This window comes from Shewanella sp. 553 (genome assembly GCF_059338375.1).
On the sequence record NZ_CM181701.1, the window covers coordinates 51,250 to 67,525 of the forward strand.

The 16,276-nt window shown below is 47.2% G+C and carries 13 protein-coding genes; 10 read left to right on the forward strand and 3 right to left on the reverse strand.

The annotated features are described in order from the left end of the window. Position 1: 1 nt before the first annotated feature. The 3 genes from AC5YBZ_RS00220 to AC5YBZ_RS00230 all read right to left on the reverse strand — a co-directional run bounded on the left by AC5YBZ_RS00220 (position 2) and on the right by AC5YBZ_RS00230 (position 3,760). The gene (locus tag AC5YBZ_RS00220; RefSeq protein WP_494524205.1) at positions 2-1,891 is read right to left on the reverse strand and encodes a DUF294 nucleotidyltransferase-like domain-containing protein; all 1,890 of its coding nucleotides are present in this window, start codon (positions 1,889-1,891) and stop codon (positions 2-4) included. Positions 1,892-1,983: 92 nt separating this feature from the next. After that, entirely contained in the window at positions 1,984-2,889 is a 906-nt protein-coding gene (locus AC5YBZ_RS00225; RefSeq protein WP_494543291.1) for a substrate-binding domain-containing protein, read from the reverse strand. A 25-nt stretch (positions 2,890-2,914) separates the two neighbouring features. Further along, positions 2,915-3,760, reverse strand: a complete 846-nt coding sequence (locus AC5YBZ_RS00230; protein WP_475515442.1) for a formate dehydrogenase accessory sulfurtransferase FdhD — start codon at positions 3,758-3,760, stop codon at positions 2,915-2,917. 306 nt (positions 3,761-4,066) lie between these two features. On the opposite strand from AC5YBZ_RS00230, the gene AC5YBZ_RS00235 reads away from it, so the two are divergent. The 10 genes from AC5YBZ_RS00235 to AC5YBZ_RS00280 all read left to right on the forward strand — a co-directional run bounded on the left by AC5YBZ_RS00235 (position 4,067) and on the right by AC5YBZ_RS00280 (position 16,265). Further along, complete coding sequence (locus tag AC5YBZ_RS00235) at positions 4,067-4,537, forward strand: DUF3305 domain-containing protein (protein WP_475515443.1); 471 nt, start codon at positions 4,067-4,069, stop codon at positions 4,535-4,537. Then, positions 4,537-5,127, forward strand: a complete 591-nt coding sequence (locus AC5YBZ_RS00240; RefSeq protein WP_475515444.1) for a DUF3306 domain-containing protein — start codon at positions 4,537-4,539, stop codon at positions 5,125-5,127. The genes AC5YBZ_RS00235 and AC5YBZ_RS00240 overlap by 1 nt, the downstream gene beginning before the upstream one ends. A gap of 188 nt (positions 5,128-5,315) precedes the next feature. After that, on the forward strand, positions 5,316-6,986 hold the full coding sequence (locus AC5YBZ_RS00245; protein ID WP_494543695.1) for a 4Fe-4S binding protein: 1,671 nt from the start codon (positions 5,316-5,318) through the stop codon (positions 6,984-6,986). Positions 6,987-6,996: 10 nt separating this feature from the next. Then, positions 6,997-7,665 (forward strand): TorD/DmsD family molecular chaperone, encoded by a 669-nt coding sequence (locus AC5YBZ_RS00250; protein ID WP_475515445.1) that lies wholly within the window; start codon positions 6,997-6,999, stop codon positions 7,663-7,665. Positions 7,666-7,807: 142 nt separating this feature from the next. After that, the gene (locus tag AC5YBZ_RS00255; protein ID WP_475515446.1) at positions 7,808-8,008 is read left to right on the forward strand and encodes a twin-arginine translocation signal domain-containing protein; all 201 of its coding nucleotides are present in this window, start codon (positions 7,808-7,810) and stop codon (positions 8,006-8,008) included. A gap of 67 nt (positions 8,009-8,075) precedes the next feature. Then, positions 8,076-10,925: a formate dehydrogenase subunit alpha gene (locus tag AC5YBZ_RS00260; protein ID WP_475516890.1), complete on the forward strand. Its 2,850-nt coding sequence runs from the start codon at positions 8,076-8,078 to the stop codon at positions 10,923-10,925. Between the two features lie 26 nt (positions 10,926-10,951). After that, a complete protein-coding gene (fdh3B, locus tag AC5YBZ_RS00265) occupies positions 10,952-11,548 on the forward strand; it encodes a formate dehydrogenase FDH3 subunit beta (protein ID WP_494543292.1) in 597 nt (198 codons plus the stop codon). A gap of 50 nt (positions 11,549-11,598) precedes the next feature. Beyond that, a complete protein-coding gene (locus AC5YBZ_RS00270) occupies positions 11,599-12,627 on the forward strand; it encodes a formate dehydrogenase subunit gamma (RefSeq protein ID WP_494543293.1) in 1,029 nt (342 codons plus the stop codon). A 567-nt stretch (positions 12,628-13,194) separates the two neighbouring features. Beyond that, a complete protein-coding gene (locus AC5YBZ_RS00275) occupies positions 13,195-13,392 on the forward strand; it encodes a twin-arginine translocation signal domain-containing protein (protein WP_110458741.1) in 198 nt (65 codons plus the stop codon). Between the two features lie 17 nt (positions 13,393-13,409). After that, on the forward strand, positions 13,410-16,265 hold the full coding sequence (locus tag AC5YBZ_RS00280; RefSeq protein ID WP_494520395.1) for a molybdopterin-dependent oxidoreductase: 2,856 nt from the start codon (positions 13,410-13,412) through the stop codon (positions 16,263-16,265). Positions 16,266-16,276 lie beyond the last annotated feature (11 nt).

Sequence of the window (16,276 nt, forward strand, 5' to 3'; positions counted from 1 at the left end):
CTCACTTGAATTGATTATTGGCTTGATAGCGGAACTTGAGAAAATTCTGTCCGTTACTTAAGATTTGAAATGCATCTTTGAGGTTCCGTCGTTCAAAGTCAGATAAGTTTTCGGGCTCTATGTTGTTATCAGGATCTATTCCAAGTTTTACATCAAAGGCTTGGTGACGGATACGCACCATGGATATAAACTCCATGGCATCGCGTAGGTCTTGACCGCGCCCTTTTGGAAGTATAGCGGCGTCAATAATATCATCGAGTCGTTCGAACGAGTTTCGTGCCCTAGAACCTACAGATAGCGCATGTACACGAATGAGATCTACAAGAGGTGCAGTGCCACGACGCTTGAGGTTAATGGAATTATTATGACGACCATCTTTTTCCATGACAAAGTCTTTGAAGAATCCCAATGGAGGTTTACGATTGAGAGCATTCCTTGCTAAACACGCTAAGAAGCGATTGTTTTTTCTAGCTCGGCGGACGATAAAACCATTGAGCTGTTCAGCCCATTTAAGCCTGCCATATACACCATCAAGATCAAAGAAAATAGAGGCGTTAAGTAAAGCTTTGGGGTTGGGGTTATCTATCCAATCAGCAAAGCACTCTTCCCATTCCTTGCGTGTCATACGCCATGTGGGATTGGTTGCCATAATGTCACCCGTGCAATAACTGTAACCACATTTATCGAGTCCATCACAGACAAATTTAGCCAAGTTTGCAAAGTAATCATTGTGTTTTTCCTTATCATAACTCTCATCCAAGATAATAGCGTTATCTTGATCTGTAACGATAAGTTGCTCATCTCTCCCCATTGAGCCCAATGCTAGAAAACAATAAGGGATAGGTGGTGGGCCAAATTTTTCCTCGGCGAGTTCCAGTATGCGTTGTTTGAAGCTACGCCCTATCACTGACATAGCGCTACCAATCATATGAGAATTAGCGTCTTCATTAACCATACGCTCGAAGCTGTCTTTAACTTGCTTTGATAGCATCACTAGCTCGTCAACCGATAGTTGCTGAAAGATACTACTTACTAGCAGTAGTGAGTTTTGTGATTCGTAGCGCACGATATCAGTGGCTTCAATGATGCCTATAGGTTGGCGCCCCTTCAAAATAGGTAGATGGTGAACGTTGTAACGAAGCATAGTTAGCATCACTTCGTGGACATAGGCGTTGTGATCTAGACTGATGACATCTGTGCTTACAACAGAACCGACTTCATGGCTTGGATTTATGCCTTCGGCTAATACACGGGTACATAGGTCTCTATCTGTGATGATGCCCATTAATGGTGATGTATCATCTTCATCATTTTCTAGTACATCAGGATCTATTACTAACAGAGAGGAAACATTGTCTTTAGCCATCAATATAGCTGCATTTTGTATACTTTCTGTCTTGTTTATATAGGGGGGCTCGCGAGTTAATAAGGTCCGTACTTTAGGTGAGGTGAGATCATTTTGATTAGTAGAATTTGATACCGCCTGACGTAAACGTGCGTTATCTTCAACTTCGACAAAATCGGCAAAGACATCATATTGCTCGTAAAGTTCTTGAAAAATGTTTTCAGGAAGACAGTAGACCAATGTGTCTTCAATAGCTTTAACCGGAAAGCGAATTTTATTGTTGGTAAGTAATCCCATTTGGCCAAAAAGATCACCAGTATCGAGCCTGTTATAGAGCTCTCCTTTTCTGCGGTATACTTCGACCTCGCCGCTACGAATTATGTAAAGATCATTGATATGATCACCAAGATGAATGATAGGCGTATCTTTACGATAATAAGATATCTCTACATGCCGGCTAATGCGTTCGATAACTTCTTCAGGTAACAAGTCAAAAGGCGGATATTTTACTAAGAAGTTTTGGATCTCGTTTAACTCAGCTTCCACGATATCTCCTTTGGTCTCGTGCATGGGTTATGCGGCGTGTACCCTATCACATCTAAATTTCGTTAAAGAATATAAAACATGATGTGGCTTAATTATGACGCGGTCCAGAGCATTTGTCCGCACTGGCTCAGGTCATATCCGCCTAATTGTGTGGCCAGTTGTCGGGTCTGGGTACTGCTGAGCATATCGAATAACGCTTGTAGCTGGCGGCGAAAGTAGATGCCTTGCGGCATAACAAAGTCGAATGACTCAGTGATTAGCGGCACAAAGCTTAAGCCGCTTTCCAATGCGACCGATTGGCAGCCAAAGCCGATGTCGGCCTCGTTACGGGCAATAAATCCTGCCAACTCCCGTTCACTATAGGCGGTCACGGCAGTATTTAGCTGTTCGATACTCGCCCCTTGTTTCATCAGCCAGTGCTCTAAATGCTGTTGGCTACCGGCCCCCGATTGGCGGCCCACCCAGCGCCAAGGCAAGCTAACTAGCCTGTCCTCTTCTTGGCATCTATGGTGCATTTCGGCGCGCATCATTAAGCCTTGCTGGCGGGTATAACCGTGAACCATGACCCATTGCTGGTGGTTAGGGTAGCCCTTGAGCAGGGCGGGGTGGCGAATATTACGCTCTTCGATATTGCCCCAGTGTAGGGTGCATACATCGGCATAGCCGCGCGACAGCAGATCCAGCCCCATGCGTGAGCCTGTGGCACTGTAACTGACTAAATCACTCTTACCGATACGCGACATTAGGCGAGCCACCAACATGGATAGCAGCGGATCGTCACTGCCGGTGATGTGCATTCTATCGGACAGCATACCGCTGTGGCACGAGTCCATAACCCAGCGGTCGATGAGTATTTTGGGGAATAGCCACTTCCCAGTGACTTTAGTCGCAGGTAATATTCTATCGTTTGCCATTGCATAGACCTTTTTTTCATTAAGGTCTAAGTATTCAGCCACCTGTTTTGCACTCATGTAGATGAGTTCACTTGGCTCGGTCATCAATATTCCTTTAAATCTCTATTGGTTAGTTGATGTTGCGTTTAGGTGGTGTGGCATCAAATTCAATGTTCTCGGCGCCATTGTAAACCAGAAAATGGCGTCCCTTGGCACGGGCAATCATAGTGATGCCTAACTTTTGTGCTAGTTCAAGCCCCATCTGGGTTGCGCCACTGCGGGACAGCAGTACCGGTATGCCCATCTTAGCGACTTTTATCACCATTTCAGAGGTGAGTCGCCCAGTGGTATAAAACAGTTTATCGCCGCCTAACTCTTGCTTGAGCCACATTTCACCGGCTAAAGTGTCGACGGCATTATGGCGGCCCACATCTTCGATAAAACCGGTTATTTGGTCGCCCTGACAAAGGCCACAACCATGTACGGCACCCGCATTTTTGTAGGTTTCATTGTAGGCACTAATATTGTTTAACAAGCTATAAAGCATGCTTTGTTTAAGCTGGGGAGTGGGCAGTTTTATATCGTCTAGCCCATCCATAAAACCGCCATACACTGTACCTTGACCACAGCCCGTGGTGACGGTCTTTTCTGCCAGCTTTTCATCAAGATGCTCGGTCGTCTCTTGGGTGAGTACGGCGGCAGAATTAACATCCCAATCGACGATGACTGACTCGAGTTGTTTTACATCAGAAATAAAGCCTTGGTTTTTAAGATACCCCAGTGCTAAAGCCTCCGGTCGGGCTCCAAGTGTCATTAGCGTCACAATTGGACGCCAATTCAGGTAAACCGTGAGGGGACGTTCACAGGCAATAAATTTATCGACGATTTCACCTTGCTCGTTGGTTGCCTTTACTGCAATGGTCAACGGCACATCGGCTTGGGTTTTTAAAAAAGTGAGTTGTTTACTCTTAGTCATAAAGATCATCTATTCGCAATTGGCTGCCTGCAGCATAGCAATAATCATTCCGAGACTATGATTTTATGTTGCAATGCGTGATCGAGTTAAATACTCAGACTTAAAACGCCCTTTTATGTCCCGTCTAAAATGTCAGTTAGGACAAATTGTCCTACCCTGGGCATGGAATTGATGATCTAGCTCAAACTTATTTGCTAATTGCACTGGCACACTTATTGCTTCATTCGTAAGTATATCGCAACCCATGGCTTGGCTTTGTAATCGCTTTACAAACAATGGCCAAGCCCTCTAATCAACGGAGTTGGAATGCAACGTACCGAAAGTCAATGGCCCATGTATGTTTCGCTGAAAAAGGTGGAAAAACAAATGGGGCGCTGGACCGCCGAATCTTGGGAATTAGATCAAGTTGTTCCAGCCACGCAACCTGCACCAGAGGGCGCTCGATTGGTGGCTTTAGAGCTGCACAAGGATGAGCGTGGCAGCTACCGTATCAATTTGGATATGGATAACGCCATGTTGTATATCGTCTGTGATGAACTTGAAGATGGCACTTGGATTCCGACCTATATCTCAGCCGATCAAAATGTCGCAGCAGGTTGCCTTGAGGGCGACACCCCCGTATTGAACATGCTAATGCCCAATGCCGTAGCATGCTGGATTGAAGCGTTCATTACCCGCCATGGAGAGGTAGAAATTTGTGCCCATCGACGCAAGCACGTTAATCGTCGTAAAAATGAAGGGCCAAGTACTAACCACAACCGAGGGCAGGTTTCCTAATGAGTGAAAAACCGAGTGGATTGTTAGCACGATGGAACCTTCGTCGTCAGCAGGTGCAGCAAGAAGAGGAAGCCGAGCAACTTGCCCAGCAAGCTCCTGAGCCAACCACACAGCCGACCGAACATGCCGATGCAGTCAATGCAGAACCAAGCGAGGCTAATAAAACCTTGATGGCTGAAGATCTTCCTGATCCTGAGTCTATTGAGGTAGGGGGGAGCTTTGCCAGTTTTATGGCCGATAACGTCGATCCTAATGCCAAGGCTGCCGCGTTACGTGCCTTGTGGAAGCAACCACACTACAGTGAGATAGATGGTTTGCTCGAATACGCGCTCGATTATACCAATCAACCTAAGCTTTCAGCCGAGGTCTCGGCGGAGCTCGCCAAGAAAGTTTTCCGCCACCTCAACAAAGATGAGGAGCAAGAGGTGCCTAACGAGTTAAGTGAAGCTGAGGAGATGACAGCTTCTACCGCCGAGCAGGAGGTTAATTTATCCGGCACAGGCCCAGCGGACATTTTGGACGATGAATCAGCTGATTTGTCCCAAAATGAACCAGAATCACTAGCTGCACCTAAACCGCCCGTTGCTTGAGGTCAGTTTAGAGTGCTTTTAAATCCATAATTTTGGTACGTGAATTGCTGCAATAAGGCACATTTACAACGAGTTAGTTTCTTGTTGATATTGAGGTGAAGCTGGCGCAAGTAAAGCGCATGCCAATAGAGTAGACAGCCACCTCGCTGACGGCAGCAGCCAAAACTGTTCAGGAACGCAATGTGAGTATGCATTTAAACGGTAACGAAAATCTGACCGACCTCAAACAGGTTCGTCAGCAAGTGTTGGGACAGACGCAAATTCTTCAAAATCTGATCCCACCCACAGTAAGCTACACCACCGAGGGCAATGTACTTATCATTGGCCCAGAGGATTTAGCGCGCCTCGCGGCAGACAAATTGTCAAACATGGGCCTACGGGCCATTCTCGCTAACGAGTCCATTACCAGCCAAGATGAAGACCACCTTGAAAAGGTGATGGCCGCGGCGGAAGGCGTTGAAAGTTACTACAATAAGTTAATTGAAATTAAAGGGTTTTTGGGGCAGTTTCAGGTTAAAGTTGAACATGAAAACGGTGCTGCCGAGCTCAGTTTAGTCGCTATTCGTAAAGCTCATTTCGACCTTATCCTCGACCTCAGTCACTCGCCATGCATTAGTCTAGAGATGCTGCCACCAGGCTATTTCTATGTAGGCCAAGATGAAGCCAAATTGGCCGATGCCATCGCCCAGTTACCCGACTTAATTGGTGAGTTTGATAAGCCGCGGTATGTCAAAGTCAACAGCGAGATCTGTGCCCATAACCGTAATGGTATCGATGGCTGTAATCGCTGCCTTAATTTCTGTCCTGCCGATGCTATTGCTAGTGTGAACAAGAAGATTGAGATCGATCCTTATCTTTGTCATGGCGCCGGCAGTTGCACCAATGCCTGTCCAACAGGTGCAATCAGTTACGATTTACCTACGCCACAAGCACTGCATTCATATCTACATAAGCTTGTGAGTCGTTTTCGTGCGCAGGCGCAAACAGCCCCGGTCATTTTGTTTCATGACGCGGCTAATGGTGCCAGCTTAATTAACGAGGAACTGCCGGGGGCAGTGATTCCTGTTGAGCTAGAAGAGATCACCGTTGCCAGCATGGATCACTGGATGTCCTCGCTGGCTTGGGGCGCACGTCAAATCATAGTGCTGAATACCGACGCTACGGCGCCGACCCTAACACAGATGCTAAATGGCGAACAACAGTTGGCCAATGACATATTCGATGAGATGGGACAACCGCAACGCGTTAGCGTTATCAACCAAAATCAACTTGATGAGCTCGCCGCATTAATTGAAGTGAGTGCAAGTTGGCCTGTGATTGTGCCTGGTGAATTTAGTCCAACCACTAAGCGCGCCACCCTGTATGCGGCAATCGATCATCTCAATAGCCAAGCGGCCTCAATCGAAAGCACCTTGAGTAAGGGCAATATCCCGTTCGGCAAAGTCAGTGTTAACACCGACAGCTGCACCTTGTGTCTATCGTGCGTGTCGACCTGTCCGACCCAAGCGTTAACCGATGGTGGCGATATGCCAGCATTGCATTTTGTTGAGCAAGACTGTGTGCAGTGTGGTTTATGTGAGTCGGCCTGTCCTGAGAATGCGATTAGCCTGACAGCACAGATGAATTTTGATGCGGCTGCACGTCAGCAGCGCCAAACCTTGAAAGAGGAAGCCCCGTTTGATTGCATTCGTTGCGGCACCCCTTTCGCGACCCAATCCATGGTGCAACGGATGATGGATGTAGTCGGAGGCCATAGCGCCTTCAGTGCCAACACAGAACGCTTGAAGATGTGTAGCGACTGCCGGGTAAAAGATATGTTTGAAGATATTCTTCAAGATCCTGAAAAGCAACTGCGATAAGAGTGTAGCTATGACCGAATTAGTAAGAGAAGTATCAGAAAACGATCAATTAAGAGCCGATATCTATCAGCTGTTAGCCGCACTATTACGTTGTCAGCCAAGCGCTGAATTGCTGCAGTTTCTTGCCAGCCTTGAGATAGATGCCAACGAAGATGATAGCGACATGACTAAGGCCTGGTTGGCATTAAAACTTGCCGCAGGTCAGTTTACTACCGACCAACTTGAAGAGGAGTATTTTAATATCTTCTTGGGTGTAGGCAGTGGTGAAATCTTGCCTTATGGCAGTTGGTTTATGACCGGCTCTTTGATGGATAAGCCGTTGGCCTTGCTGCGTCAAGACTTGGCTCAACTCGGGTTTGAGCGTACCGATGAGGTGAAAGAGCCTGAAGATCATGTGGCTGCTCTGTGTGAAGTGATGGGTACCCTAATTTTAGAGGCACCAGGCTATCGTCAATTAGCGTTTTACCAACGTCATATCGGTAGCTGGATCGACCGCTTCTGTGATCACTTGGCTCGCACCCCTAGTGCGGCGTTTTATGCCACAGTGGCTCAGTTGGCTAAATCTTTCTTTGCTATTGAAGCCAATGAATTTGAACAATTGAGTTTAAACATTCCGGTGAACTGCCCTGGCAGCGAAGCGGAAAAGATCCAACCCACCAGCAATGAACTCGTTTCATAGGGTGGCAACTTGTTATGCCTGTGTCATCTGCTGCAGGCATAGTGAAATCTGAGGGCTCGCCCTCAATTACCATCGGGTCGCTGCGCCAGTGAGTTTCACATATCGGCAACGCGACTCACTTTGAGTTAATAAAGGAGACACTATGAAGAAGCAAGCTTCCGATATGGGTCGTCGTCAACTGTTAAAAGCCTTAGCCATAGGGAGTGCTGCCGGTGCTGTTGCTACCGTCAGTGGTCAGGCTGCGGCAGCTACACCAGCACAGGCTAAAGAGTCTGCTCGTGGTGATGGCTATCAGGAGACGGATCATATTCGTAGTTATTACGCGTCGTTACGTACTAAGTAAATCACTACTTAGGTAGTGAATCAAAGCGTAATTACGCAGTAATTCAATAACATTAGGAGAGTGTGTGATGCGATTAACACGCAAAACAGACCAAGCTGACGCTACTAAAAAGCCAGCCCTAGGTCTAAATCGTCGCCAATTCCTCCAGACAGCAGGTCTTGCTACTGGTGGTATTGCAGCGGCTTCAATGCTTGGCGCAGGTATGATGCGTAAAGCTGAAGCAAAAGAAGTGCCTCATGATGCCCCAACGGAAGTCAAACGGACTATCTGTTCTCACTGTTCAGTGGGTTGTGGTATTTACGCCGAAGTACAAAATGGGGTGTGGACTGGGCAAGAGCCTGCATTCGATCATCCATTCAATGCTGGTGGTCACTGTGCTAAAGGTGCAGCGCTGCGTGAACATGGTCATGGTGAGAAACGCTTAAAATACCCAATGAAGCTTGAAGGCGGTAAGTGGAAGCGTATCTCATGGGATCAAGCCATTGAAGAAGTCGGCCAAAAGGCGCTGGATATCCGTAAAGAATCGGGTCCAGATTCAGTATTCTTCATGGGTAGTGCTAAGTTCTCTAACGAGCAAGCGTATTTATACCGTAAATTCGCCGCGATGTGGGGCACTAACAACGTCGACCATTCAGCACGTATTTGTCACTCTACCACTGTAGCCGGTGTTGCTAACACTTGGGGCTATGGTGCGCAAACCAACTCTTTCAACGATATTCGTAATGCAAAAGCGATGATGTTCATCGGGTCTAACCCATCAGAAGCACATCCTGTTTCAATGCAGCATATCCTGGAAGGTAAAGAGCGCGGCGCGAAAATTATCGTTGTCGACCCACGTTTCACCCGAACGGCAGCAAAAGCTGACGAGTTCGTGCATATCCGCCCTGGTACCGATATTCCCTATATCTATGGTCTGTTGTGGCATATTTTTGAAAACAAGTGGGAAGATCAAACCTTTATCGACCAGCGCGTTTACGGTATGGAGCGTATTCGCGAAGCGGCCGCTAAGTGGACCCCTGCAGAAGTGGAAAACGTTGTCGGCGTACCCGAAGCACAGATGTATCGCGTTGCTAAGTTGTTGGCAACCACTAAGCCTGGCACTATCGTTTGGTGTATGGGTGGTACTCAGCACCATATCGGTAATGCCAATACCCGTGCCTACTGTATCCTGCAGCTAGCCCTAGGTAACATGGGTGTGTCTGGTGGTGGTACTAACATCTTCCGTGGTCACGATAACGTACAGGGTGCAACGGACTTTGGTCTACTGTTTGATACCTTGCCAGGCTACTACGGCTTGAAGACTGGGTCATGGAAACACTGGTGTAACGTATGGGATTTGGATTATGAATGGGTGAAAGCTCGCTTCGACCAAAACCAGTACTTGGGTCAAGACCCAATGACATCAACCGGTATCCCATGTTCGCGTTGGCATGATGGTGTACTTGAAGATAAATCTAAGATTGCGCAGAAAGATAACATTCGTATGTCATTCTTCTGGGGTCAGTCTGTTAACACCGAAACCCGTGGTCGTGAAGTGCGTGAAGCATTGAACAAGATGGATACCGTGGTTGTTGTGGATCCATTCCCAACCATGGCTGGTGTTATGCACACGCGTAAAGATGGTGTGTATCTGCTGCCTGCATCGACTCAGTTTGAAACCTACGGCTCTGTATCAGCGTCTAACCGTTCACTCCAGTGGCGTACTCAGGTCATTGAACCACTATTTGAGTCTAAGCCTGATCATGTGATCATGTACAAGCTGGCGAAGAAGTGGGGCATAGAGCAAGAGTTGTGTAAGCATATCCAAGTCAATGGCGATGAGCCGCTGATCGAAGATATCGTCCGCGAATATAACAAAGGTATGTGGACCATCGGTTACACAGGTCAAAGCCCTGAGCGTTTGAAGATGCACCAAGAAAACTGGGGCACCTTCGATATTAAATCGCTTGAAGCGCCAGGTGGCCCTGCTAAGGGTGAAACCTATGGTCTACCTTGGCCATGTTGGGGGACGCCAGAGATGAAACACCCTGGTACGCAAATTCTGTATCGTACCGGCCGTGAAGTAAAAGACGGTGGCGGTAACTTCCGTGCCCGTTACGGGGTTGAACACGAAGGTAACAACATCTTGGCTGAAGGCTCTTTCTCTAAAGGCTCTGAAATCAAAGATGGTTACCCTGAATTTACCGACAAGATGCTTAAGCAACTTGGCTGGTGGGATGATCTCACCGCTGAAGAGAAAGCCGCTGCCGAAGGTAAAAACTGGAAGACTGATATTTCTGGTGGTATTCAGCGTGTGGCGATTAAGCATGGTTGTATCCCTTACGGTAACGCTAAAGCGCGTTGTATCGTGTGGAACTTCCCTGACGATATCCCAGTACATCGTGAGCCGCTTTACACCCCTCGTCGTGACTTGGTTGCTAAGTATCCTACTTATGATGACCGTATGGTTGCGCGACTACCTACTCTATATAAAACTATTCAGGATCAAGATTTTGCCAAAGATTTCCCATTGGCATTAACCTCGGGCCGCTTGGTTGAGTATGAAGGTGGTGGTGAAGAGACCCGTTCAAACCCATGGCTAGCTGAACTGCAACAAGAGATGTTCATCGAAATCAGCCCGGGTGATGCGGCAGATCGTGGCCTTCGTGATGGTGACGAAGTATGGGTTCACAGTCCAGAAGGCGCCAAAATTAAAGTTCAGGCTATGGTGACACCTCGGGTGATTAATGGTGAATGTTTTATGCCATATCACTTCGCAGGTATCTTTGAGGGCGAAAGTCTCGAGAAGAATTACCCAGAGGGCACAATCCCTTACATTATTGGCGAATCAGCCAATACGGTATTGACCTACGGCTATGACGTTGTGACCCAGATGCAAGAGACTAAGTCTAGCTTGTGTCAGATCACTAAAGCCTAACTGAACTTGATGAGGAGATAGCCATTATGGCAGTCATGAAATTTTTATGTGACACCAAACGCTGCATCGAGTGTAACGGTTGCGTCACAGCATGTAAGAACGAAAACGATTCCGCACTCGAGTGGGGAATTCAACGTCGCCGCGTCGTGACGATTAACGATGGTCAGCCAGGCGAAGCATCGATCTCAGTGGCATGTATGCACTGTACCGACGCCCCTTGTATGGCAGTTTGCCCAGCTGATTGTTTCTATCGTACCGAAGACGGCATTGTATTGCATAACAAAGATACCTGTATTGGTTGTGGTTACTGTTTCTATGCCTGTCCTTTCGGCGCGCCACAGTTCCCTAAGAAGGGGGCTTTTGGTAGCCGCGGTAAAATGGATAAGTGTACTTTCTGTGCCGGTGACCCAGAAGAGACCTTCTCTGAAGCCGAGCGTCAGAAGTACGGTGCTAACCGTATCGCTGAAGGTAAGTTGCCGATGTGTGCAGAGCTTTGTTCAACTAAAGCACTGCTCGCTGGTGATGCTGAAGTGGTATCGAACATTTACCGTGAGCGCATGGCTGCGCGAGGTAATCCTAATGTGATTTGGGGTTACAACCCTCAAACGGCTGAGTTCAACTAAGCAGAGCAAGGGTTAGTGCGTCAGTACTAACCCTTAAGAAAGGAGTGACAATGTTAAACAAACTGTTAAACAAATCACTGCGTAGTCTGTTTGCTCTGTTAGTGCTCATCACGGGATTGGGTATGGGGGCGACGATGCTCTCTATACCTGCTCACGCGAGTGATCAGCAATCGAGCCAGCAACAGGCTAACGCAAAGACCAGTGATGCTGACCTATGGCGAGCGGTAAAAGCCGGTGATTCGGGTTATACCACAGCTAAAGGTGTTGAAACTGGGGTGCTGATTAACGTTGCCGGTAATGAAGGTAAAGAGGTCCGAAATAAATACCTCACGCCAGTTATGGCCATAGCGGTCGTCGGTGTTTTTGGTGCGTTTTTACTGTTTTACTTGGTAAATGGTGCATCTAAATTAAGCCATGGTTTTTCCGGCAAAATGCTATTGCGCTGGACAAAAGCCGACTTGTGGCTGCACTGGGCGATGGCGATATCTTGCTTAGCACTGATCTTTACTGGTTTAAATATCATGCTAGGTAAGTATGCCTTGCAACCTTATGTCGGAGCCGATATTTGGGCTGCATTAATCTATGGTAGTAAGACTATCCATGATTATGCCGGTCCTTTGTTCATTATCGCTTGGGCGTTATGTGTCATTAAATGGATGCCAATGCAGACATTTAAGATGTATGACCTTAAATGGTTCCTCGTGGTGGGTGGTTACATCAACTTCGGTCCATTTAAAGGTAAGCACCCTGACAGTGGTTTTGCTAACGCGGGTGAAAAAATGTGGTTCTGGACACTGGCCTTCTTTGGTCTATTTATCAGTGTGTCCGGTATCATGTTGGTTCTACCTGGCTTAGATCTGCCACGTGAAGCGTCAATGGCAGCCCTACTTATTCACGGTATCAGCGCTATTATCTTGATTGCCTTTACCATAGTACATATATGGATGGCGACGGTATTGAGTGAAGGCGGTATGGAGTCGATGAAGTCGGGTTACTGTGATGAAAACTGGGCGATTCAACACCATAATCTTTGGTTCGATGAGATCAAAGAAAACGGCACCTTGCAGTATAAAAAGTAAGTTTATTACCTAAACTTCACTTATAAAAAGCACCTCGTTGGTAATCCAATGAGGTGCTTTTTTTTGGCTCGCTTTCAAGTCAAATTGGCCAAAGGTGTTGCCGAATATTGTCTGCGGATGAGTTCGTTATTGCTATCAAAACGTGGCAACCATGTCGGCCCCCATTTTCTAAAAGACCAGCCATTTATCGGTTAACGGTGAAGTGTGGCGTTGATGGCGTATACCAATATCTATTACGCTCAATTCGGTATGCAACATCTAATTTACATCTGTGTTTGGGTGTATCACGCCTTTATGACGAACCGCTGATCTGGATATTTGAATATACATGATTGGCTTAACACTTTGGCTATTTACTCTATTTTTGCGTAGTTCTTACCCCGTTTAGATCAATATTTTATGCATCAAATCCACCTATATTGCAGGGGCAATTAATCGGATGTTTTTAATAAATATAAAATTTACCAAATCAGCACCTAGGCGCAACATTTGTTTAACGTGTGTTTTATCGCTTGATTTGAATGAAGCATCCCAACTATTTGAATCGTCCTAATACTAGGAGCAAAAATGAAAAAGCAACAGCCCGATCTCAATCGTAGATCATTGCTGAAAGCACTCTCCATTGGTGGTACGGCCGGTGTGGCCATTGCCGCAAGCGGTGTCAGTGTTGCCCATGCAGCGGAAACTAAGCCAAGTGTAAAACACACCGACAGCTACCATGAAACTGCGCATATCCGCAGCTACTACAACAGCTTGCGTAGCTAATTAGGAGAACAAAAGCGATGAAGTTAACTCGCAAATCAAATGAGGCGCCTACCGTTGCTAAGTCAACACTAGGGATCAGTCGTCGTCAATTTATGAAGCACGCAGGTATCACCACCGGTGGTATCGCAGCAGCATCTCTTCTTGGTACTGGCATGATGCGTCGCGCCGAAGCCAAAGATATTCCTCATGATGCACCTATCGAAATCAAACGCACCGTATGTAGTGCCTGTGCGGTTGGTTGTGGTCTTTATGCTGAAGTACAAAATGGCGTTTGGACAGGACAAGAGCCTGCATTCGACCATCCATTTAACTCTGGCGGCCATTGTGCTAAAGGTGCTGCACTGCGTGAACATGGTCACGGTGAGAAGCGTCTTAAGTACCCAATGAAATTGGTTGATGGTAAGTGGAAAAAATTGTCGTGGGAGCAGGCTTTTAACGAAGTGGGCGACAAGATGCTGGACATCCGCAAAGAGTCGGGTCCAGATTCACTTTACTTTATGGGTAGCGCTAAGTTTTCTAACGAAGGCTGCTACATGTACCGTAAATTCGCGGCAATGTGGGGCACCAACAACGTCGACCACTCGGCGCGTATTTGTCACTCTACCACGGTAGCCGGTGTTGCAAACACTTGGGGCTATGGTGCGCAAACTAACTCGTTCAACGATATCCAGAACGCCAATGCGATCTTCTTTATTGGGTCTAACCCAGCTGAAGCACATCCGGTCGCGATGCAGCATATCCTTATCGCTAAAGAGAAGAATAACGCGAAAGTGATTGTTGTCGATCCACGTTTCTCTCGCACTGCAGCGCATTCAGATCTGCATTGTGCACTGCGACCAGGTACCGATATTCCATTCATCTACGGTATGCTTTGGCATATCTTCGAAAACGGTTGGGAAGATAAAACCTTTATCGAGCAGCGTGTGTTCGAAATGGAGACTATCCGTGAAGAGGTGAAGAAATTCCCACCTAAAGAAGTGACTAATATCACGGGTGTGAGTGAAGAAGATGTATACCAAGCGGCTAAATTAATGGCCGATAACCGTCCTGGTACCGTAGTTTGGTGTATGGGTGGTACTCAGCATCACGTGGGTAACGCGAACACGCGTGCTTACTGTATCTTGCAGCTCGCCTTAGGCAACATGGGCGTGTCTGGTGGTGGGACTAACATTTTCCGTGGCCACGATAACGTACAGGGTGCGACTGACTTAGGTCTACTGTTCGATACGCTACCTGGTTACTACGGTCTTAAGACTGGTTCTTGGAAGCATTGGTCAAATGTATGGGAACTGGATTACGAGTGGGTTAAAGGTCGTTTCGACCAAAATGAATACCTTGGTCGTATCCCAATGAATACGCCTGGTATTCCATGTTCTCGTTGGCACGATGGTGTATTAGAAACGCCTGAGAAGCTAGCACAGAAAGATCGTGTGCGTATGGCGTTCTTCTGGGGTCAATCGGTTAACACCGAAACTCGTCAAAGCGAAGTGCGTGACGCCCTAGATAAGATGGACACTGTAGTAGTAGTCGACCCATTCCCAACTATGGCGGGTGTGATGCACCGTCGTAAGAATGGTGTTTATCTATTACCAGCAGCGACTCAGTTTGAAACTGAAGGTTCAGTGTCTAACTCCGGTCGTAGCCAGCAGTGGCGCGAAAAGGTCATCGAGCCGTTATTCGAGTCTAAGACTGACCTTGAGATCATGTATCGTCTATCACAAAAGCTTGGTTTCGCAGATGAGTACACTAAGCGCATCGCCAAAGATGCTAATGACGTACTGGTGATTGAAGATGTTACTCGCGAAATTAACCGCGGTATGTGGACTATCGGTATGTCTGGTCAAAGCCCTGAGCGTTTGAAGCTACACACCCAAAACTGGGGTACGTTTAGCAATAAAACTCTTGAAGCGGTAGGTGGCCCAGCAAAAGGCGAAACTTACGGTCTACCTTGGCCATGTTGGGGTACGCCAGAGCAGAAACACCCAGGTACGCAAATCCTATACAACACACACAAACATGTGCTTGAGGGCGGCGGTAACTTCCGTGCGCGCTACGGTGTTGAATACAAAGGTAAGAACCTATTGGCCGAAGGCAGCTTCTCTAAGGGTGCTGAGATCCAAGACGGTTATCCAGAGTTCAGCGCAGATATGCTCAAGCAACTTGGCTGGTGGGACGACCTTACAGCAGAAGAGAAAGTCTCTGCCGAAGGTAAAAACTGGAAGACTGACCTTTCAGGTGGTATCCAGCGCGTGGCTATGAAGCATGGTTGTATTCCATTTGGTAACGCTAAAGCGCGTTGTATCGTATGGACCTTCCCTGATCAAGTACCTGTGCACCGTGAGCCTCTGTACACGCCACGTCGTGATCTTGTGTCTAAGTACCCAACTTATGACGATATGCAAGTGCATCGTCTACCTACGCTGTACAAGTCAATCCAAGAGAAAGACAGTTCAGTCAAGTACCCATTAGGATTGACCTCAGGTCGTCTGGTTGAGTACGAAGGTGGTGGTGAAGAGTCACGCTCTAACCCATGGCTAGCAGAGCTTCAACAAGAGATGTTTGTTGAAATTAACCCTGCCGATGCCGCTGACCGTGGTATCCGTAACGGTGACACTGTATGGCTAGAGGGTGCTGAAGGTGGCCGCATTAAGATTCAGGCGATGGTAACCCCACGGGTTAAACCTGGTGTGACTTGGATGCCTTACCACTTTGCGGGTGTGATGCATGGCGAAAGCCTCGAGAACAACTATCCAGAAGGTACAGTGCCTTATGTGATTGGTGAGTCAGCGAACACGGCATTAACTTACGGTTATGACCCTGTGACGCAGATGCAAGAGACTAAAGCTTCGCTTTGTCAGATCACTAAAGCCTAAGTACCGGGAGA

What these genes read in the sequence shown, in the direction of transcription:
- AC5YBZ_RS00225 (WP_494543291.1), bottom strand. Translation starts at nt 2,889, where the DNA reads ATGACCGAGCCAAGTGAACTCATCTACATGAGTGCAAAACAGGTGGCT.
- AC5YBZ_RS00230 (WP_475515442.1), bottom strand. Translation starts at nt 3,760, where the DNA reads ATGACTAAGAGTAAACAACTCACTTTTTTAAAAACCCAAGCCGATGTG.
- AC5YBZ_RS00235 (WP_475515443.1), top strand. Translation starts at nt 4,067, where the DNA reads ATGCAACGTACCGAAAGTCAATGGCCCATGTATGTTTCGCTGAAAAAG.
- AC5YBZ_RS00240 (WP_475515444.1), top strand. Translation starts at nt 4,537, where the DNA reads ATGAGTGAAAAACCGAGTGGATTGTTAGCACGATGGAACCTTCGTCGT.
- AC5YBZ_RS00245 (WP_494543695.1), top strand. Translation starts at nt 5,316, where the DNA reads ATGCATTTAAACGGTAACGAAAATCTGACCGACCTCAAACAGGTTCGT.
- AC5YBZ_RS00250 (WP_475515445.1), top strand. Translation starts at nt 6,997, where the DNA reads ATGACCGAATTAGTAAGAGAAGTATCAGAAAACGATCAATTAAGAGCC.
- AC5YBZ_RS00255 (WP_475515446.1), top strand. Translation starts at nt 7,808, where the DNA reads ATGAAGAAGCAAGCTTCCGATATGGGTCGTCGTCAACTGTTAAAAGCC.
- AC5YBZ_RS00260 (WP_475516890.1), top strand. Translation starts at nt 8,076, where the DNA reads ATGCGATTAACACGCAAAACAGACCAAGCTGACGCTACTAAAAAGCCA.
- fdh3B (WP_494543292.1), top strand. Translation starts at nt 10,952, where the DNA reads ATGGCAGTCATGAAATTTTTATGTGACACCAAACGCTGCATCGAGTGT.
- AC5YBZ_RS00270 (WP_494543293.1), top strand. Translation starts at nt 11,599, where the DNA reads ATGTTAAACAAACTGTTAAACAAATCACTGCGTAGTCTGTTTGCTCTG.
- AC5YBZ_RS00275 (WP_110458741.1), top strand. Translation starts at nt 13,195, where the DNA reads ATGAAAAAGCAACAGCCCGATCTCAATCGTAGATCATTGCTGAAAGCA.
- AC5YBZ_RS00280 (WP_494520395.1), top strand. Translation starts at nt 13,410, where the DNA reads ATGAAGTTAACTCGCAAATCAAATGAGGCGCCTACCGTTGCTAAGTCA.